We start from the raw sequence: 19,557 nt of genomic DNA, 5'->3' as shown, positions 1-19,557 counted from the left end.
GTTCAATAAGTCGACCATTCAGCATCGAGAAGGCGAAGAAGGAGGAGCGGAGTTTAGGCCAACCTAAATGATCGCCGGACTTCAAGCCTGAACGCCAGATTCGATGCCGAGTTACTTCTTGATCTGCTCCGTGATCAATTGGCGACTTTTAGTTTAAAAGCCAAGTCATCTGCCCCATACTGACTAACGTAATTCGGTTGTACTTGCCGGGAACGCGCGTCTGGATGGGGCAGACGTTTTGTACGCAACCCTTTACAATATGGACATTGGAGGTTCGTGATATGGCGATTAAACGAAACAAGATAACCGTGGTCGGCGCAGGCTTCACCGGCGCGACGACGGCGCTCATGCTCGCGCAGAAGGAGCTCGGCGACGTCGTGCTCGTCGACATCCCCCAGCTGGAGAATCCGACGAAGGGTAAAGCGCTCGATATGCTCGAATCGACGCCGGTTCAAGGGATCGACGCCCGCATTACGGGGACCAGCGACTATGCCGACACGCAAGGCTCCGATATCGTGATCATCACGGCCGGCATCGCGCGCAAGCCGGGCATGAGCCGCGACGATCTCGTGAACACGAACGCGGGCATCGTGAAATCGGTATGCGAGAACATCAAGGCGACGAGTCCCGACGCGCACGTCATCATTCTTTCCAACCCGGTCGACGCGATGACCTATGTGGCGTATAACGCCCTTGGGTTCCCCAAGAACCGCGTCATCGGCCAGTCCGGCGTCCTCGACACGGCCCGTTACTGCACGTTCATCGCGCAGGAGCTGAACGTATCGGTCGAGGATGTGCGCGGCTTCGTGCTCGGCGGCCATGGCGACGACATGGTGCCGCTCGTCCGGTACTCGAACGTCGGCGGTATTCCGATCGAGAAGCTGATCCCGGCGGACCGCATCGAAGCGATCGTGCAGCGCACGCGCGTCGGCGGAGGCGAGATCGTCAATCTGCTCGGCAACGGCTCCGCGTATTACGCACCGGCCGCATCGCTCGTCCAGATGACCGAGGCGATCTTGAAGGACAAGAAGCGCATCCTGCCGGTCATCGCGCTGCTGCAGGGCGAATACGGCTACGACAACCTGTTCATGGGCGTGCCGGTTATTCTCGGCGGCGACGGCATCGAGAAGGTGTTCGAGCTGGAGCTGACGGAGGACGAGAAAGCGGCTCTGGAGAAATCCGCCAATTCCGTCCGCAGCGTCATTCAGGTTGTAACAGGCGCATAGTTCCACTATACTCATGAAGTACATGGGACCCCGGCGGGATGCACCGTCAGGGTCCTTTTTGCCTGATACGGGAGGGGGAAACACGATGATGGAAGAAGCCCAGCGGCTGCTCAAGCAGGTATACGGCTACGATGCGTTCCGTAAAGGGCAGAGCGAGATTATTGAAGGCATTCTAGGGAGCAGCGATACGCTCGCGATTCTGCCGACGGGCGGCGGCAAGTCGATCTGCTATCAGCTGCCGGCGCTCCTGCTGCCGGGGACGACGATCGTCGTCTCGCCGCTCATCTCGCTCATGAAGGACCAGGTCGATGCGCTGACGCGGCTTGGCGTTCCGGCTGCCTATTTGAACAGCTCGCTGGACGCCTCGGCTTACCGGGAGGTGATGCGCGGATTGACGCAGGGCGCGTACAAGCTGCTGTACGTCGCGCCGGAGCGGCTCGACGGCACGATGTTCGAGACGCTCGCCAGCCAGCTCCAAATTCCGCTCATCGCGATCGACGAGGCGCACTGCGTGTCGCAATGGGGCCATGATTTCCGTCCGAGCTACCGCCAGCTCGCGCACTGGATCGGCCGGCTGGAGCATCGGCCGCCGGTGGCGGCCTTCACGGCGACGGCGACGCCGGAGGTGTCCCGCGACATCGCGGACATGCTCGGCCTGCGGGAGCCGAACGTATTCGTCACCGGCTTTGCGCGGACGAATCTGTCGCTGTCCGTCGTCACCGGCGTGGACAAACGCAAATTTCTGCGCGACTTCCTCCGCCAACGGCCGGATCAGTCGGGTATCATCTACGCGGCGACGCGCAAGGAAGTCGAGGAGGTATGCGCGGATCTGCAGAAGCTCGGCCTGGCAGCGGATAAGTATCATGGCGGCTTGTCGGATCAGGAGCGCGCTTCCGCGCAGGAGAAATTCCGGTTCGACGACATCCGGATCATGGTTGCCACCAACGCGTTCGGCATGGGCATCGACAAGCCCAACGTCCGGTTCGTCGTCCATTGGCAGATGCCGAGCGACGTCGAGTCGTATTATCAGGAGGCGGGACGCGCGGGACGCGATGGCGAGGAGAGCGACTGCCTGCTCATGTTCGAGCCGCAGGACGTGCAGGTGCAGCGGTTCTTGATCGAACGCGGCACTCAGGATCCGCAGCGCCGGTCGATCCAGTCGTCGAAGCTGTACACGATGATGCATTTCGCCCGGACGGACCGCTGTCTGCTGCAGTACATCGTCAGCTACTTTGGCGAGGCGGATGTGGCGCCGTGCGGCAAATGCAGCAACTGCCTCGATCAGAGCGAGAAGGTCGACATGACCGAGGAAGCGCGCAAGGCGCTCTCTTGCGTCGGCCGGCTGAAGGGACGCTTCGGCGTGACGATGGCGGCCAAGGTGCTGAAAGGCTCCAGAGACAAGCGGCTGCTCGAGCTGGGTCTGGACCGCCAGTCGACCTACGGCTTATTCTCGAATTGGGCGGAGAAGGAAATCTCCGACTGGCTGTATTGGCTCGTGGCCGAAGGTTACATGCGGATTAGCGACGGCGAATATCCGACCGTGTCGCTCGCGCAGGAGGCGCTGCCGGTGCTCGAGGGCAGCAAGACGGTCATGCGCAAGCGGAGCACGGCGGCCAAGCGACGCGCCTCCGGGCCTTCGGTCTCGAATTCGCCGCTGTTCGAAGCGCTTCGGGAGTGGCGCCGCCAGACCGCGGCCAAGGAGCATGTGCCGCCGTTCATGCTGTTCTTCGACGCCGCGCTGCGCGAGATCGCCGACGTCGCGCCGGCGAACAGCGAGCAGCTGCTTGGCGTGAAAGGCGTCGGGGAAGCGAAGGTGCGCAAGTACGGCTTCGAGGTGCTGGAGATTGTGCGCAGGTTCCGGGAAAGCGGCGAAGCTGCGGGATCGGGAGAGCACGCGGGCAGTTCGTCCGAGGGAGACGCGGTTAGCCGCGCAGCGGGCGAGGCAGCCGCTTCTGATGCTTCGGGGCTAGGTCGATCGCAGATGCTGGTCGGATCCGAACGATCCGACTCATCGTCCGCGCCGAAGGCATCGCCTCCGGATGACGAGTCGGCCGCACTTCTCGCAGAGAACGCCGAGCTGCCGAGCCATTACCAGTCGCTCGCGCTGCTGCAGGCGGGCCGCTCGCTCGCGGACATTGCCGCGCTGCGGGACATGAGCCGCGTCACGGTGGAGAATCATATCATCCGGTGCGCGGAAGAGGGCGAAGAGGTAGATTGGCGCGCGTTCGTCACGGAGGAGCAGGAGGGACTCATTTTGGCGGCCGTACAAGAGGCGGGAGCGGACAAGCTCCGGCCGATCAAGGATTTGCTGCCGGAGGAGATCGACTATTTCGCGATCAAGGCCGTTCTGACGAAGCACAATTTGACGTCGAAACAAGGCTGATTGCTTTGAAAACGCGGCTTTCTTTAGTATAATTATGAAGATTACGCTTAAGAGGCGCGTTGGCGCCTATTACCATTCAGGAGGAAACGCAATGTTTAAAATTATGTTGTTGCTGCACGTCATCGGCGCGGCGGGAATGGGCTTCTATCTCGTGCTGCCAACCCTCGTCAGCCGTGCTTCCAAGCTGGCCGGAGCCGGACAAGCCGGTCTTGCGGAAGGACTCGTATCCGCGAACCGCATCGCTCAATACTTCCTTGTGCTGCAGCTGCTTACGGGCGGTTACCTGATGTCGCAGGGCGAATACGCGGTCATCTGGATGATCATCATTACGCTGCTGTTCTTGGCGATCGGCGCGCTCGGGGGCATCATCACGAAGCCGCTCAAACGCATCGCGATCGAGATCCAATCCGGCAGCAGCGCGTCCGCTCATATCGCCAAGGCGCGCGTGCTGAGCATCATCGTGCTGGTGCTGTACCTGGTGATCATCTACTTCATGAAATATCCGATTCTGAAAGACTAATCACAATCACGCCGTTCTAATAGGGGAGAGTTCGAGGATGCGATCACCGGATTTGCTCACGTTTGGAGAAACGATGGCGCTGTTCATGTCGCCTGAATATCGGGGATTGGAAGGAGCGGCCGCGCTCGAGCAGAGCTTCGGCGGCGCGGAGAGCAACGTCGCGATCGGCGCAGCCCGGCTCGGCTGCTCGGTCGGCTGGTTCGGCGCGCTTGGGCAGGACCCGTTCGGCAGCACGATTCTGAAGCGGGTGCGCGGCGAAGGCGTCGACGTCTCCCGCGCCCGGCTGGTCGAGGGCGAATCGACGGGGCTTATGTTCCGCGAGACCGTGGCGGGCAAGCTGGCCGTCCATTACTACCGCAAGCATTCCGCGGCGAGCCGGATGCGTCCGGAGGATCTGGACTTGGATTACATCCGGAGCTGCAAGCTGCTGCATGTCACGGGCATTACGCTGGCCATTAGCGAGAGCGCACGCGCAACGGTGCTGGCCGCGGTAGCCGCGGCGAAGGAAGCCGGCGTGAAAGTGAGCTTCGATCCGAACCTGCGCCTGAAGCTATGGACGATCGAAGAGGCGCGCGAAGTGGTGCTGCCGCTGGCTGAGCAGGCCGATTACTTCCTGCCGGGCTGGGACGAGCTTCGTCTGCTCTACGATACGGATGACTACGACCAGGTGAAGGAGAAGCTCTCGGCGCTGTCGGCGGTCACCGTCATCAAAGGCGTTGGCGACACGACCGTCGTGCTGGAGGACGGCAAGGAGACGAGCGTTCCGTTCTATCCGGCCGATCAGGTGATCGATACGGTCGGCGCGGGCGACGGTTTCTGCGCGGGCTTCCTGGCTGGCATTCTGCAAGGGAAGAGCGCGACGGAAGCGGTGCGTATCGGCAGCATCAACGGTTCGCTCGTCGTGCAGATGCGCGGCGACTGGGAAGCGCTGCCAGAATGGAGCGCCGTCGAGCGCAGATTGCAAGGGCAAGGCTGGGTGGAACGTTAGATGACGATGGATGCGCAGGCTTCCAAAGGCAGACGCCGGCGGGAGCAGATCATGAACGTGCTGAAGCGTCAAGGCCGCATCACGATTCAGGAGGTGGTCGAGCGTTTCGGCGTGTCCGAAGCGACCGCCCGCCGCGACCTGGAGATGATGGAGAAGACCGAACCGGTTATCCGGACGATCGGCGGCGCGATGTACGACGGCATGAACGCGGTGCGCGAGCTTCCTTTCGCGGAGAAAGAAGGTCTCTCCTACCTCGAGAAGGAGCGGATCGCGGCTGCGGCCGCGTCGCTCATCGAGGAGGGCGACGTCGTCGGGTTGTCCGGCGGCACGACCAATTATTTGCTCGCGAAGATGCTGAAGACAAGGCGAGGCATCACGGTCGTCACCAACGCGGTGAACGTCGCGATGGAGCTGGCCGGCAGCGAGATCGGCGTCGTCGTGACCGGCGGCATGATGCGTCATAACAGCTTCGAGCTGTGCGGCCCGCTCGGGGAAGGCATGATCGGCCAGCTGAATATCGGCAAGATGTTCCTCGGCGTGGACGGCGTATCGTCGACGAGCGGCATTACGACGTATTCCGAGCAGGAGGCGCATATCGCCAAAGCGATGATTCGCCGCTCGCAAGCGACGTACGCGATGTTCGACCATACGAAGGTCGGTCGCACCTCTCTGTTCTCGATCGCGTCGATCTCGGAGCTGCAGGGGTTCATCACGGACGCGCCGCTGCCGCATCATTTGGAATCGGCCGCTCGCCTGCACGGCATCAGCGTGCATGTCGTGGATTAAAGGGCTTCGCCCCTTTAACCCGAGTTTGGTTGCTTCCTCCCCCTTCCCCCTCCGCCGAGGGGAACCAAAGGGCTTCGCCCTCTGGACTCCCTTCTTCGTGCTGTCACGATTGTTCGCGGTCGGCGGATTGGCTTGAGCGGGGGACGCTTTTGTCCTGGCGGACAAAGCTTCAGTGAGTTTTTCCCTTGATGAGCCCGCGTAGCCCTACGGAGACGCTTTACTTATGCATGACAAAGACCATGAGACTCGCCGAAGAGGCGCTGCTCATGGTCTTTTTGTTGTCGCATTAGGGACGAACCAAATGGAGTGTACCAGCTTCCGTCCCGCGCATGCGGGACATTAGTCGCCCGAATACACTTCGCGGCCCTTCACCCAGGTGCGGCGAATGTTGAATGACGCGTCGGTCCAGACGAGGTCGGCCCGCTTCCCGCCGGCGATCGACCCGGTCCGGTCGGCGATGCCGAGCAGCTTCGCCGGGTTGGCGCTCGCCAGGCGGCTGACTTCCGCAGGGGTAAGCTTCGTATGGCTCAGCATGAAGCGGAACGCGTTCATCATCGTCAGCGTACTGCCGGCCAAATTACCGCCTTCGGCGAGACGCGCGACGCCGTCCTTGACGATGACGGCCAAGCCGCCCAGATCGTAGTCGCCGTCGCTGAGGCCGGCCGCGGAGATCGCGTCGGAGACGAGCAGCACTTTATCCGCGGGCTTCGCGCGCAGCAGCACGTCGATGGCGGCCGGATGAACATGGTGGCCGTCGGCGATAATCTCGGCGCTGATCGCATCCGTCGTCATGACGGCGCCAAGCGTGCCGGGCTCGCGATGATGAAGGCCGCGCATGGCGTTATAGGTGTGAACCGCATGTCGCAGGCCGTGCTCGGCCGCGCCTCTGATCTCCTCGTACAACGCGTCGGTATGACCGCACGCCGCGACGATATCGTTGTCCGTCAGCCAACGGATCGTCTCGTAGGCGCCTTCCTTCTCGGGGGCGAGCGTCATCATTCGGATGATGGACGGATAGACGACGGTCCATCGCTTCAACCATTCCGTATGCGGAGGCACGATGAAGGCTGGATTCTGGGCGCCGGACCACTTCTCGCTAATGAAAGGTCCTTCGAGATGGACGCCGAGCAGCGAAGCATACGGCATCAAGCCTTCCCGGTAAGCGGCCGCGGCCTTGACGACCGCCTCCAGCGCTTCGGGCGATTGCGTAACCGTCGTCGCCAGCATGGTCGTCGTGCCGTGCGAGGCATGGAATTTCGTGATCGTATCAAACGCCTCTGGCGTCGCGTCCATGAAGTCGGCGCCGTAGCCGCCGTGCACGTGGACGTCGATAAAGCCGGGCAGCAGCCAGCCGCCTTCACCGTCAATATAAGCGGCATCGGCATGATGAGCCGGCCGCTGCGCAGCCGCGTCTTTCGGATAGACCGCCGAGATCGCGCCGTCTTCGACGACGACCTCGCCTTCGAACGTCGCGTCGTCCGCGACGATATGAACGTTACCGATTCGCCAGGCTTGGGATTTGGACATCTTTCATTAACCTCCCTGCTTCTTGGTCGAGCAGGACAATGACGTTCGCGTGCGTCTGGAGCAGCGAGGCCGGGACCTCTGTCGTGATCGGACCTTGCAGCGCGCGTTTGACGATCTCGGCCTTGTCGGCGCCTTTGACGACGAGCAGAATCGATTTCGCTTTGAGAATCGAGCCGACGCCCATCGTGATCGCTTGCTTCGGCACGTCGTCCATCGAGGCGAAGAACCGCGCGTTCGCTTCCAGCGTCTCCTTCTGCAGGTCGACGATATGCGTGCCGGCGTGCAGCTCGCGGTCCGGCTCGTTGAAGCCGATGTGGCCGTTGTGGCCGAGACCGAGCAGCTGCATGTCGACCTGACGAGACAACAGCATCTCGTCATAACGCGCGCATTCCGCGGCGGGATCGGCAGCCAGACCGTTCGGGAGGTAGGTCCGCTCCGACGGAATGTCGATGTGGTGGAACAGATGATGGTTCATGAAGTAAGCGTAGCTTTGCTCATTCTCGCGAGGCAGGCCGACGTATTCGTCAAGATTGTAAGTCGTCGCATGCTTGAACGTCACTTGTCCGTTGTTATAGCGCTTTACTATTTTTTCATAAATGCCGATCGGTGTCGAGCCGGTAGCCAGGCCCAACACCGCGTCCGGCTTGGCATTGACGAGATCGACGAACAATCCGGCGGCGTACTGGTCCAGTTCCTCGCGGGTGTCGAACAAACGAATCTTCATAATTAACCCTCCTAAAAGAATGTGTGATCGCTTCTGTGCGCGAAATTCGGTGCATTTGCAATTTGGATACTTTAATTGTAATAGAACGAGATCGAGATAACAACAAAAATGATTGTAAAAATCATAAAAATGATAATTACAATCATATGTGACGGTATAATGAACAGCACCTGCGTAATCGTGCCCCAGGCTGCATGGCTTGGTTGCGGGTCCGTACCGCAATGTGTCATGATGGTAGAAAAACGCGTGACCATTATCATGACATGGCTGTACACGTAGGACAGGGGAGGAGTCTGGATGGCAGACCAACAGCCGGGCGCGGCGCCGGGCAACCAGACCGCCAAGCGCAAGGGCGAACATATCCGGATTTGTTTGGAGGAAGACGTGCAAAGCCGGGTAGCGGGCAACGGGCTGGAACGGTACCGTTTTCGCCACTGCGCGCTGCCGGAGATCAACTTTGCCGACATTGACTTACACACCCGCTTTCTTGGCCATGCGCTGCGGGCGCCGCTGCTTGTCAGCTCGATGACGGGCGGGACGCCCGAGGCGTCGGCCATTAATTTGCGTCTGGCGGAGGCCGCCGAGGCGCGCGGCTGGGCCATCGGCCTTGGCTCGATGCGCGCCGCCGTCGAGGACGAGCGTCTGGCGGATACGTTCCGCGTGCGCCATGTCGCCCCGAACTCGCCGATTATCGCCAACCTCGGCGCCGTGCAGCTCAATTACGGCTATGGCGTCGATCAGTGCCGCCGTGCGGTTGAATTGGCCGAAGCGGACGCGCTCGTTCTGCATCTGAACAGCATGCAGGAAGTGTTCCAGCCGGAGGGCGATACCGACTTTCGCGGGCTGCTCGGCCGGATCGAGGCCGTCTGCAAGCAGGCCGGTATCCCGGTCGGCGTGAAAGAGGTCGGCTGGGGCATTGATGGACGGACGGCGGTTCGGCTTGCGGAAGCCGGCGTTGCGTTCATCGACGTGGCTGGCGCCGGCGGAACTTCCTGGAGCCAAGTTGAGAAATACCGCTCCCGAGACGCGCTGCGGGCCGAAGCGGCCGCGGCCTTCGCCGATTGGGGCATGCCGACTGCCGAGTGCGTCCGCGAAGTGCGGGAGGCGCTTCCGGCGCAGACGCTCGTGGCAAGCGGCGGGCTGGTCACCGGCGTGGAAGCCGCGAAGGCGATTGCCCTGGGGGCGAATCTGGCCGGTTACGGACGTACGCTGCTGGGCGGGGCGACCGGCGGGCAGCCGGCGGACGGCGTGCGCGGCGGCGCCGTGCACGACCAGATGGAACGGATCGAATTCGAACTGCGGACGGCGATGTTCGGCGTCGGCGCCGGCACGCTGAGCGAACTGCGCGGCGCGTTGTTCGCGGTTTTCTAAGCGGCAAGGCACGGTTTTATGCTAGAGGCGGTATGCCCTTCTCGCGAGAGGGGGCCTGCCGTCTCTTCGCTTTTTCCCCCGAACGAACGCGTGATTCATCCCGTGCGCGTGCGTTCTCCCTTATCTCGACAGTCCCGTTCCTTCCACATGGACATTGACCTTCACGTCGAACTCCAGCTCCGGGTAGATCTTCTGCCAGTTTTTCCACGTTTGATCGTTGCCCGCGTGCGTGGCCCGGTACTTTAATCCGAAGCCGAAGGGATCGATGCCGGCTTTTTGGATTTTGATTAGCATGCGTTTAATCTGCGCCTCCATCTGCTCGCCCAGATTCTGCTCCAGCTTGTGCCAGTCCTTCTCATAAATGCCGATGGGCGCCTCCTCGAACAAGCCGCTGATTTTCATCTTGAGTCTCAGCTTATGATTCCCGTCCTGGCCGCTGATGATTTTGTAGCGGGAAGACACCGCGTTGGCGGCGAGTACGACGTTCTCTTCGTCGATCGTGGCCCGGATGGTCGATTTATCGAAACGGTTGGCGATTTGGTTGTACAGCTGCGATTCCTGTGGCGTTAGCAGCATGACCATCTTCGACTTGTCCAGCAGGGCGATCCGCGAGATGTAATAATCCTCCTCCTTCGGGGCTTTACGGATGAGCGGCAGGACCGGATCCATGCCATGCTCGCCGTGCCGACGGTTAAAGTCAAAGAGGTAGGTGGAGATGGAGTAGGACGATTCGGTCCCGTCCTCGCCGAACGCGAGGAATAGCGAGTTGCCCGGATACCGCTCGGTTTTGGGCGCGATCTTCACGATCGACTGGGCGTCCGGCCGGCCGATAGCCAAATACGAGACGGATTGAATGTCACGTCGGCGCGTCATCCATTCCAGCACATCCGAATAGTTCTTCTTGACGAGCTTCTCGCCGAGCACGAACACTTTGCAATGGCCGAAATCGAGCTCTTTGTCCACGTGCGATTTGGCCAGCCGGACAGCTTCGGCGATCGTCGGCGCCTGGATCGTCTTCACTTGCGACAGCGCGGAGCCCGGTTCGATCTTGGGCGAGGGCACGGCCAGCCGAAGCGTCACCTTGAAGCCTTTGCCTTCATCGGCGGCATCGATGCCCAGCGCGACGATAAAGAAGCGTTTGTCGATATCCTTGAATCCGCAGCCGGCCAGCGAAGGCAGCAGAACCGCCAGCAGCAGAACCGCCAGAAGCCCTTTGCCTCTCATGAGCGGGTCTTCCCCTTTCGCACGAGCATGAACAAGAATCCGACCGTGGCGATCTCGACGATGAGCCGGAATCCGAGCCAATATTCGGACAGCTGGAAGGTAATCTTCTCGTTGAACAAGTAGAGGTAGAGCACTGTCGCGACCACGATGGCGGTGCCGATGAGCACGCCCGCCTTTTTCATCGGAACGCCATCGATATCGGGCTTATAGTCCTTGGCGAGTCCCTTCAGAAACTCGATCGCTTGATGCCAGCCGGATGCCGTGTAGATGAGCGTCAAATTCAAGTACATAATGAGGAACACGAAGATGACCCGCTCAATGAAGCCGTAGCTCATGATCATCGAATCGGCAGTCAAGCTCCATACGTACAGGTATTCGTCCACGGTCTCCGTTCCGTGAAAGCCGATAGGGACGAAAAACGTCATCGCCAGGACGAGCAAGCCGACCAGCGGTATCGTCCAGCGGTGGCGGATACGCACGTTCGGCGGCATGGCGCGGTTGTAGACGGCCAAGTTGACGTATCCGGTGAAAATGTAGGTTGCGGCGCCGATCGCGTTCCATTTCGGCATCTGCGTCCAGTAGTTGGCCACCGTATGGATCGCGTCCCAGTTGATCGCGTCATTGCGCACCGCTTTAAAGAGAATGAACAGGATGAGCGGCAAATTGAGTACCAGTCCCATTTCGATCAAGAAAATAATCGTCATCGTCGGCCGCGTCGCCGCGTAGAGGCAAACGACGCACAGCAGCACAAGCACGAGAATGGGGCTGGTGTCCGGGTTGATGAACCGGTTAATCAGCACGGCGTACGAGACGACCGCGATGGAAGGACCGATGATCCACATGACGGCCATGAAGATCATGAACGGCAGCGTGACCGAGCGCGGCAGAAATTGATTCAAGATTTCCGGCAGCCCTTGTCCCGGATACTTGCACATAATCGACGTGAACATTAAGCAAAGCCCCGTGCCGACGACGACCGAAATCGCCATAGAGGTTAAGGCTCCGCTAAAGCGGTAGCGGATTAGAATGTGCGGCACGAACAGCATCAAGTTCAGCAGGGCGACGAGCACGATGTGATAGTAGAAATAGCGGCTCAAGACGGCTTCACCTGCCCGATATCGCCCTTATGCCGTTTCGTCGGCCCGAGAATCCGGAAATATGGCTTGCCGAAGCTGCGCAAATCCGCCAAATAGACGAGATAGACGAAAATGCCGACGGCAACGCCGCTCAGACCGAAAAAAATCGCGGGCACGAGGAGCGGATATTTCAAGAATCGGATCGCGACGGACATGTTGTTCACCGGCACGACGAAATTGGAGATCGCGACGACCGACGTGACGATGATCATGATGCTGCTGACCAGCCCGGCCTGCTGCGCGGCTTGGCCCAGAATGAGGCCGCCGACGGTCGTCGCCGTGGAACCGATATATTTGGGCAGCCTGACGCTGGCCTCGATAAGCGATTCGATCATGAACAGCATGATCATGACCTCGATGAACGACGGATAGGGTACGGCCGATCGGCTGCCCGCGATGGAGAACGCCAGCTGCACTCGGAATAGCTCCGGATTATACGAGACGACGGCGACGTACAGCGACGGCAGCAGAATGGTCAGAATGATGGCGCCGTACCGCAGGATGATCAGGAACCGCGTCATCCAGAAGGAATCGAACTCGTCGTCGACGGCGCTCATGAACTCGAAGAACGTCGCGGGCATGATGAGCGCGAAGCCCGAGCCTTGCAGCAGCAGCACGACTTTACCGGCCTGCAGGCTGCCCGTAACGCGGTCGGGGCGTTCGGTAATCAGCATCGTCGGGAACAAGCTGTGCTTGCGACCGCTGATGAGGCGCTCCAGCTGTCCGGCCGCCTGGACGAAATCGACGTCAAGCTTGCGAAGACTCTCACGCACGTTCGCGAGCACGGTCGGATCCACGCGGCGGTTGTCGAACACGAGCATCGTGCGGGTCCGCGACACGTTGCCGAGCGTCGTCTCTTCCACGGCCAGCTCCGGAGAAGGGTAGCGGTTGCGAATAATGTTGATGGAGTCGATCAAATCTTCGCTGAGCGCGATTTGCGAGCCCATGATCGCCGTCTCGACTTGGGTTTGCGGCGTCGCGCTGCGGATGATCCGGGCGGCGTCAAGCGTAAAGACCCGGTGCTCCGCGGAGATGAGCGCGAAGCCGCGCAGCAGCGTATCGGCCCATTTGGCCGCATCGTTCAGCTCGGTGAAGTTCGGATTATGGATAAGCATCGTCAGGAAATCTTCTTCTTCTTTCATGAAAGGAACGATGATGAAGTCGCTCACTTTACTTTCGTCGCAGAGCGAGGAAATATAGGCCAGCTCGATGATTCGTTCCTTGTTCTGAAGCCGGTGGGTATTCAAATCCTTGGCTTCCGCCATGATGGAGCCGATCCGGTTAAGCATCGTACGCGCCTCCCTTCCGCTGCATGCAGATGTATCGCAGTTTGGTTAGTATGCGCCATAAGGGAGGCAAAGTATGCCAGCGGGGCGAGCAGATTTTGCCAGATATGCGGCGGGTACAGTACAATAACAGGGGAATCATTCTGGTTATTTCTTGGGAGGGCGTAAGATGAAAGCGTGGTTCGAGAAGAGCTTCGGCTCTGATTATATAGTCGTATACAGGCATCGCAATTGGGAGCAAGCGGCGGCGGAAGCGCAGCGGATGGCCGGTTGGCTGCAGCTGCCCGAAGAGGCGGAGGTGCTGGATATCGGCTGCGGCATGGGACGCCACGCTGTGGCGCTGGCGGAGCTCGGCTATAACGTCAGCGGGATCGACCTCTCCGAGGCGCTGCTCGCGGAGGCCATCGCGCATAACAAGGAGGGGCGGGTCAAGTTCCGCCAAGGGGATATGCGCGCGCTTCCTTATGAAGACGGGACGTTCCGGGCGACGGTCAATTTGTTCACATCGTTCGGATATTTCGCGGAGGAAGCGGACAACGGACAGGTGCTGCGCGAAATCCGGCGCGTGCTGCGTCCGGACGGCCAGTTCCTCATTGACTTCATGAACCCGGCCTATGTCGAGAAGCATCTTGTTCCGCATTCGCGCCGGGTGGACGAGCCGACCGGGCTCGTCATCGAGGAGCGCCGGGCGGTCTCGGACGGCTGGGTGACGAAGCAGATCGCGGTTGGGCTGCCGGGCGAACCGCCCAGGACGTATGAGGAGCGCGTCCGCTTGTTCCCGCTCGCTTGGTTCGAACGGGAGCTCGGACAAGCGGGATTGCGGATCGAACGTGTCTATGGGGATTACGGCGGCGCCGATTATGACTCGAATGCTTCCCAGCGGATGATTATCGCGGGGAGGGTGAAGGGCTAATGGCAAGCATGGCCAATGAGATGGAAGGCGTGACGGCTTGGCCGGGCGGAATCATGCAAGTTAAAATCCCGCTGCCGTTCTCGCTCAAATGGGTGAATAGTTACTTGGTGCAAGGCGAGGGCGGGTATACGCTGATCGATCCGGGGCTGCGCACGGATGAGGCGGAAGCGGCATGGGCGAAGGCGATGGAGATGCTCGGCATCCGTTTCGAGGATATCCGCCGGATCGTGTTGACGCACCAGCATCCGGACCATTATGGGCTAGCCGGGTGGTTCCAGGAGCGCGCGGGCGCGCAGGTGTGGATGTCCAGCCAATCGCATGCGTACGCGAGAAGACTGTGGGGCGAAGACCGCGCCTTCAACGGCGAGCTGGTTGGCTTATTCGCCCGGCACGGCATGCCGGAGCCGTTGCAGGAGGCGGTTGCTTCGCATCTGGAGAGCTTCACGCCGCGAGTATCCCCGCAGCCGGTCGTCACGTATCTCGAAGCGGGCGAGCGTCTGCATATGGGCGGCGTGGAGTGGCTCGCGATCAATGCGCCGGGGCATGCCAGGGGACAGCTGTGCTTCTACGCGAAAGCGGCCGGCTGGATGATCTGCGGCGATCAGGTGCTGCCGGATATCACGCCGAATATTAGCGTCGTGCCCGGCGAGGATGCCGACCCGCTTGCGCGGTTCCTCGAGTCGTTGGCCGAGCTTGAGGGGTACGAGGTGAAGCTGGCCTTCCCGGGGCACCGGGACCCGTTCGCCGATTTCGGCGGACGAATTCGGGCGATCGCCGCTCACCATGAGCGGCGCCTGGCCCGGATCGAGGAGCTTGCGGCCTCGGGCACGGATACGGGCTACGCGATATGCGAGGCGTTGTTCGGCCCGCGGATCGCGGGCAATGCGCATAATCTCCGCTTCGCCATGGCCGAGACGCTGGCGCATCTGGTCTATCTGGAGCGATCCGGCCGACTGATCGCCGAGGAGGCAACAGGCGGAATCCGCTACGTACCCGCTTAGAGGGAGAGGCTCTTACGGGAGCGGCCCAACGCTGGTATAATGGTAGGGATTATCCTAAAATATGTGTTTGTTAAGGGGTTCGGATCGATGCACGTATCACGCTCGGAGTCGCACAAACAGGACAAGCAGCGAAAAAGCAGGCGGATGAAACGGCTGCTGATCGCGAATATATCGATGCTCGCCATCATAGGGGTATTGGTAGCCGTCTTCTATCTGACGGACGACGGTAACAAGAAAGGGCTCGATTCGCTTCCGGATGACCAAGAGCAAGGAACAACGACGGATAACGGACCGGCAGCGGACGATCCGGGCGGGGACGGCCGGAATATCGGCGCTGAGGACGCGGACGCCATAGACGGTACGGGCGAACCGCCCTCTGACGCCAACGCGAGCCAAGATGGGACAGCCGGAGCAGACGGCGGCGGGGCCGGCGATGCCAATGGCGAGCCGGCGAATGGAGAAGCGGCCGCCCCGGCGGAAGAAGCGCCTTCGTCCGATTCGGACGAAACGTCTTCTCCGCCATCGGCCGGCGAGAGCGGTTCAGGCTCGTCGGCTGGCGACGACGGAGCGGCAACGAACGACAGCCCGGAACCGTCCGGGAAGACGATTCGATTATCGTTCGTCGGCGATATCCTGCTCGCCGCGAACGTGCAAGCGTTGATGGAGAAGAACGGATATGACTATCCCTACGCCAAGTCGCTGCCGTATTTGCAGGAGCCGGATTTGACGGCGGGCAATCTGGAGAATCCGATCACGAAGCGGGGCACGCCGGCGCAGGATAAGCAGTTCGTCTTCAAGGGCACGCCGGACTCGCTGCCCGCGCTGAAGGAAGCCGGCTTCGACGTCGTCAGTCTCGCGAATAACCATACCCTCGACCAGGGCGTGGAGGGACTGCTCGATACGATCGGATTTTTGGATGAGATGGGCCTGCCGAATATGGGTGGAGGGAGCGACGATCGAGAGGCATACGAGCCGGTAATCCTGGAAGCGGACGGCATCAAAGTCGCCTACGTCGGGTTATCCCGCGTGCTGCCGGTCGGCTCGTGGAAAGCGGCTCCGGATCGCGCGGGCGTCGCGGAAGCTTACGGCGATGCGAAGCAAGGGATCGAAGCGATCAAGGCGGCCAAGGCGAAGGCGGATTTGGTCGTGGTCATGGTGCATTGGGGGATTGAGAAGGCCGACAAGCCGCAGGAGTATCAGAAGCAGCTCGGCCGCAATTTCATCGACGCGGGGGCCGATCTCATCATCGGCAGCCATCCGCACGTACTGCAAGGTTTCGAGACGTACAAAGGCAAATGGATCGCATACAGCTTAGGCAATTATATTTTTAATATGACGAAAACCGAGAAAACGAAAGACACCGGCGTGCTAGACGCGGTGTGCACGGCATCAGGCAGCTGCCAGCTGCAGTTTCACCCAATGCGGTCCAATCAGTCCCAGCCCGTTCCGCTCGAAGGCGAGCAGGCGGAGGCGCTGCTGGCCCGCCTTTCCGATATTTCATTAGGGGCGACGGTCGATTCGCAAGGCTACGTGAACGCGAAGGAGTAGATGATGATGGTACAAGCGTGCGCGCATCGCGGCGCATCCGGGCTAGCTCCGGAGAATACGATGGCGGCGTTCCGCAAGGCGCTGTCCTTTCCTTTCGTGCAATGGATGGAGCTGGACGTGCAGTTGTCCCGGGACGGTGTGCCGGTCATCATCCATGACGACACGCTCAGACGCACGACGACCGCAAGCGGCCGGGTGGGCGAATTCACGGCGGCGGAGCTTGGGAAGTTCGATGCCGGCGCAAAATTTAACAAAGCGTTCGCAGGCGAAGGCATCCCGACACTCGCCGAGCTGCTCGACGAGACGATCGGCCGGGCCCGGCTGAACATCGAGCTGAAGACGTACGGCGGCCGCTATCCCGAGCTGGAACGCCGCGTGGTCGAGCTGCTGTACGAGAAAGGGCTGCAGCATGATGCGGTCATTACCTCCTTCGACCAGCAGGCGCTGCGCAAAGTGCGCGCGCTCTCCAAGGAGATTCGGACCGGAATTATCATCGACGGGGCACCCTCCACGCTCGTCGGCGATTTGCGGGAGCTCGAGGCTAATTTCTTGTCGTTGGGCCACTTCTTCCTGTCCGCGCCGCTCGTCTCCGTCATGAAGGAGGAGGGCGTGGAGATCATGGTATGGACGGTGAACGACGCGCAGACGATGCGACGGCTGGCCGGCATCCATCCGGGGCTTATGATTTGCACAAACTATCCGGATCGGTATGCGCAGGCGTTTGGCCTGTAAGCGCCAATAAACCGGCATCCGTTAGGAGGCCGGTTTATTAGTCGTTATAACGGTCGCGAATGTCAAGTATGGTTGGAAGCGACTGGAAGAACACGTCGACCAGCTGCGGATCGAAATGACGGCCGCGTTCTTCCTGGAACAGCGCCAGTATTCGCCCGAGCTCCCACGCCTTCTTGTACACCCGGTCGCTCGCAAGCGCGTCGAACACGTCGGCAATCGCGGTAATTCGGCCGTATAGATGAATCTCTTCGCCGCGTAGACCGCGCGGGTATCCGGTTCCGTCCCATTTCTCGTGATGCTGATAGGCGATCGTCGCGGCGATATTGAGCAGCGCGCGGCCGGACGTTCGAAGCAGCGTATAGCCGATTTCCGTGTGCTCCTTCATCAGCTCGTATTCCGCTTCGGACAGCTTGCCCGGCTTGAGCAGGACGGCGTCGGGTATCGCGATCTTGCCGATATCGTGCATCGGCGAAGCGATCTTGAGCTGCTCGGCTTCTTCCTCGCTCAAGCCGTAGCCTTTGGCCAGGATGTAGGAATATTCCGCGACGCGCTTAACATGGTTGCCGGTTTCCTTCGATCGGTTCTCGCCGATTTCCCCGATGGCGAAAATAATGTCCCGCTGCGTGGCGGCAATCTCCTCGTGCAGCATGACTGATTCGAGGGATTTGCCAGCATAGGAAGCGGCCAGGACCAACCGCTCGAGGTCGGCCGAGGTGAACTGCGCATCCTCTGTCTGCTTATTAATCGCTTGATAGGCGCCGATGATGCTGCCGTCGCTGCCGACGAACGGAACGGTGATGACGGATTTCGTATGATAGCCGGTCTTGCGGTCATTGTCGGCGTTGTGGCGCGGATCGGCGTACGCATCCTCGACCAGGAGGGGTTCGCCCGCGGTGATGGCATGGCCGACGAAACCCGAACCAAGCGGAATGCGTATATGCTCCACGCCGTGGGCGACTTTGGTAAACAATTCGCCGCGCGTCTGATCGATCAGCCAGACGGTGCAGCGGTCGGCCAAGATCATCTCGCGCCCCATGTCGGCCATGAGCAGCAGTACGCTGTCCAAGCTCCGTTCATGAGCGATCTTGGCGGTATATTCGAATATGATCCGAAGCAGCTGCTCGGGAGTATGCTCTTGGCGCGGGCCGCTCGTGCCCGCGTTATCGCGTCGTTCGTTTGGCAATGCGAGACACTCCTTGCGGTTAATAGGTGACGGGTGATGGTCTAAGAAGGAATTTAGTATAAAAAGCAATTCGACATGCATCCGCGAATTCCTGTCGAATAAAGTTGTGGTGTGTCGAACGAAGAAAGTGGAGGCTTACGATTAATGTAGCAGGAAATGGGGAATGAAGCAATGCACGATTGGACGGACATCTGGTGGGTGAGACTGCTCGCGATTGTGGCGGGCAGCGGTTTGGCCGCCGCGGCCGCCTGGCGGGCTCGGGCGCTTTCGGCCAGCGGGGCATGGTCCGCGTTCGCGATGGGAGCGGGATTCATGGCGTTCGGGTCCCCGGTGTGGATCGGGACGCTGCTCGTCTTTTTTATCTCTTCGTCCTTCTGGTCGAAGTGGAAGAAGCGGCACCGGCAGAAGCAGGCCGCGGAAGCCAATTACGCGAAGAGCGGCCGGCGTGATGCCGGTCAGGTGTGGGCGAACGGCGGACTTGGCCTAGCGATCTGCGCGGCGAACGCCATTTGGCCTGCAGAAGGGTGGCTGTACGCGTTCGCGGGTGTGATGGCGGCGGTCAATGCCGACACATGGGCTACCGAGATCGGAGCGCTTAGCCGGTCGGCGCCGCGCTCGCTCTTAAGCGGCAAGGTCGTCAAGGCCGGAACGAGCGGCGGCGTGACCTTGCTTGGCAGCGCGGCTGCGGCCGGCGGCGCGCTGCTGATCGGCGTTAGCATGACCGTGCTGCCCGGGGGAACCGGCTATCCGGTCATGGTGCTCATCGCGGCTGCAGCCATCGGCGGACTGTTCGGCGCCTTTGCGGATTCCTTCCTCGGGGCGACGGTGCAGGCGATGTACGCGTGCCCCGCTTGCGGCGCGGAGACGGAGCGGACGACCCATTGCGGTATCCCCACGCGCAAGACGAGAGGCTTCGGTTTTATGACCAACGATGCGGTGAACATGGTATCGTCCGCGTTCGCGGGACTGGTTGCAATCGGGATCGGCATGCTGCTTAGCTAGCGGCTGC

Annotated in this window: 17 protein-coding genes; 11 read left to right on the top strand and 6 right to left on the bottom strand. The window is 60.7% G+C overall.

Annotated elements, in window-relative coordinates; all coding sequences use genetic code 11:
* Window positions 1-281: 281 nt before the first annotated feature.
* The 5 genes from mdh (at window position 282) to ACFSKT_RS12795 (ending at window position 5,903) form a co-directional block, all read left to right on the top strand.
* Window positions 282-1,226 carry a malate dehydrogenase gene (gene mdh / locus ACFSKT_RS12815; RefSeq protein WP_377721391.1) on the top strand — a complete coding sequence of 315 codons (945 nt, stop codon included), beginning with the start codon at window positions 282-284 and terminating at the stop codon, window positions 1,224-1,226.
* 85 nt (window positions 1,227-1,311) lie between these two features.
* Window positions 1,312-3,609 carry a DNA helicase RecQ gene (recQ, locus tag ACFSKT_RS12810; protein ID WP_377721390.1) on the top strand — a complete coding sequence of 766 codons (2,298 nt, stop codon included), beginning with the start codon at window positions 1,312-1,314 and terminating at the stop codon, window positions 3,607-3,609.
* Window positions 3,610-3,700: 91 nt separating this feature from the next.
* Complete coding sequence (locus tag ACFSKT_RS12805; protein ID WP_377721389.1) at window positions 3,701-4,129, top strand: hypothetical protein; 429 nt, start codon at window positions 3,701-3,703, stop codon at window positions 4,127-4,129.
* A gap of 37 nt (window positions 4,130-4,166) precedes the next feature.
* Window positions 4,167-5,117 (top strand): sugar kinase, encoded by a 951-nt coding sequence (locus tag ACFSKT_RS12800; RefSeq protein ID WP_377721388.1) that lies wholly within the window; start codon window positions 4,167-4,169, stop codon window positions 5,115-5,117.
* A gap of 6 nt (window positions 5,118-5,123) precedes the next feature.
* Entirely contained in the window at window positions 5,124-5,903 is a 780-nt protein-coding gene (locus tag ACFSKT_RS12795) for a DeoR/GlpR family DNA-binding transcription regulator (RefSeq protein ID WP_377721974.1), read from the top strand.
* A 339-nt stretch (window positions 5,904-6,242) separates the two neighbouring features.
* Here ACFSKT_RS12795 and nagA read toward each other — a convergent pair whose 3' ends face one another.
* Window positions 6,243-7,430, bottom strand: coding sequence for an N-acetylglucosamine-6-phosphate deacetylase (gene nagA, locus ACFSKT_RS12790; RefSeq protein WP_377721387.1), 1,188 nt, complete (start codon window positions 7,428-7,430; stop codon window positions 6,243-6,245).
* Complete coding sequence (gene nagB / locus ACFSKT_RS12785) at window positions 7,399-8,154, bottom strand: glucosamine-6-phosphate deaminase (protein WP_377721386.1); 756 nt, start codon at window positions 8,152-8,154, stop codon at window positions 7,399-7,401. Before nagB ends, nagA begins: the two co-directional genes overlap by 32 nt.
* A gap of 297 nt (window positions 8,155-8,451) precedes the next feature.
* Between nagB and fni the strand changes: the two genes are divergently transcribed.
* The gene (gene fni / locus ACFSKT_RS12780; RefSeq protein ID WP_377721385.1) at window positions 8,452-9,525 is read left to right on the top strand and encodes a type 2 isopentenyl-diphosphate Delta-isomerase; all 1,074 of its coding nucleotides are present in this window, start codon (window positions 8,452-8,454) and stop codon (window positions 9,523-9,525) included.
* Between the two features lie 120 nt (window positions 9,526-9,645).
* Here the strand turns inward: fni and ACFSKT_RS12775 are convergent, their stop codons facing one another.
* Genes ACFSKT_RS12775 through ACFSKT_RS12765 form a run of 3 tightly spaced genes read right to left on the bottom strand, consistent with a single transcriptional unit; the run spans window position 9,646 to window position 13,174 of the window.
* Window positions 9,646-10,749, bottom strand: coding sequence for a Ger(x)C family spore germination protein (locus ACFSKT_RS12775; protein WP_377721384.1), 1,104 nt, complete (start codon window positions 10,747-10,749; stop codon window positions 9,646-9,648).
* Complete coding sequence (locus tag ACFSKT_RS12770) at window positions 10,746-11,846, bottom strand: hypothetical protein (protein WP_377721383.1); 1,101 nt, start codon at window positions 11,844-11,846, stop codon at window positions 10,746-10,748. Before ACFSKT_RS12770 ends, ACFSKT_RS12775 begins: the two co-directional genes overlap by 4 nt.
* Window positions 11,843-13,174: a spore germination protein gene (locus ACFSKT_RS12765; RefSeq protein WP_377721382.1), complete on the bottom strand. Its 1,332-nt coding sequence runs from the start codon at window positions 13,172-13,174 to the stop codon at window positions 11,843-11,845. Before ACFSKT_RS12765 ends, ACFSKT_RS12770 begins: the two co-directional genes overlap by 4 nt.
* 166 nt (window positions 13,175-13,340) lie before the next feature.
* Here ACFSKT_RS12765 and ACFSKT_RS12760 point away from each other — a divergent pair, with 166 nt between their 5' ends.
* The 4 genes from ACFSKT_RS12760 (at window position 13,341) to ACFSKT_RS12745 (ending at window position 17,365) form a co-directional block, all read left to right on the top strand.
* On the top strand, window positions 13,341-14,084 hold the full coding sequence (locus ACFSKT_RS12760) for a class I SAM-dependent methyltransferase (protein WP_377721381.1): 744 nt from the start codon (window positions 13,341-13,343) through the stop codon (window positions 14,082-14,084).
* Window positions 14,084-15,085 (top strand): MBL fold metallo-hydrolase, encoded by a 1,002-nt coding sequence (locus ACFSKT_RS12755; protein ID WP_377721380.1) that lies wholly within the window; start codon window positions 14,084-14,086, stop codon window positions 15,083-15,085. Before ACFSKT_RS12760 ends, ACFSKT_RS12755 begins: the two co-directional genes overlap by 1 nt.
* Window positions 15,086-15,172: 87 nt before the next feature.
* A complete protein-coding gene (locus tag ACFSKT_RS12750) occupies window positions 15,173-16,633 on the top strand; it encodes a CapA family protein (RefSeq protein WP_377721379.1) in 1,461 nt (486 codons plus the stop codon).
* Window positions 16,634-17,365 carry a glycerophosphodiester phosphodiesterase gene (locus tag ACFSKT_RS12745; protein ID WP_377721378.1) on the top strand — a complete coding sequence of 244 codons (732 nt, stop codon included), beginning with the start codon at window positions 16,634-16,636 and terminating at the stop codon, window positions 17,363-17,365.
* 37 nt (window positions 17,366-17,402) lie between these two features.
* On the opposite strand, the gene ACFSKT_RS12740 is transcribed toward ACFSKT_RS12745, so the two are convergent.
* Window positions 17,403-18,548 (bottom strand): HD domain-containing phosphohydrolase, encoded by a 1,146-nt coding sequence (locus ACFSKT_RS12740; RefSeq protein WP_377721377.1) that lies wholly within the window; start codon window positions 18,546-18,548, stop codon window positions 17,403-17,405.
* Between the two features lie 171 nt (window positions 18,549-18,719).
* On the opposite strand from ACFSKT_RS12740, the gene ACFSKT_RS12735 reads away from it, so the two are divergent.
* The gene (locus ACFSKT_RS12735) at window positions 18,720-19,550 is read left to right on the top strand and encodes a DUF92 domain-containing protein (protein ID WP_377721376.1); all 831 of its coding nucleotides are present in this window, start codon (window positions 18,720-18,722) and stop codon (window positions 19,548-19,550) included.
* The last annotated feature ends 7 nt before the right edge of the window (window positions 19,551-19,557 follow it).

It is taken from the genome of Paenibacillus xanthanilyticus, assembly GCF_042682185.1.
Taxonomy (GTDB): domain Bacteria; phylum Bacillota; class Bacilli; order Paenibacillales; family Paenibacillaceae; genus Paenibacillus_Z; species Paenibacillus_Z xanthanilyticus.
Note: the sequence above shows the minus strand (reverse complement) of the source record. Positions and strands in the feature narration are given on the sequence as shown.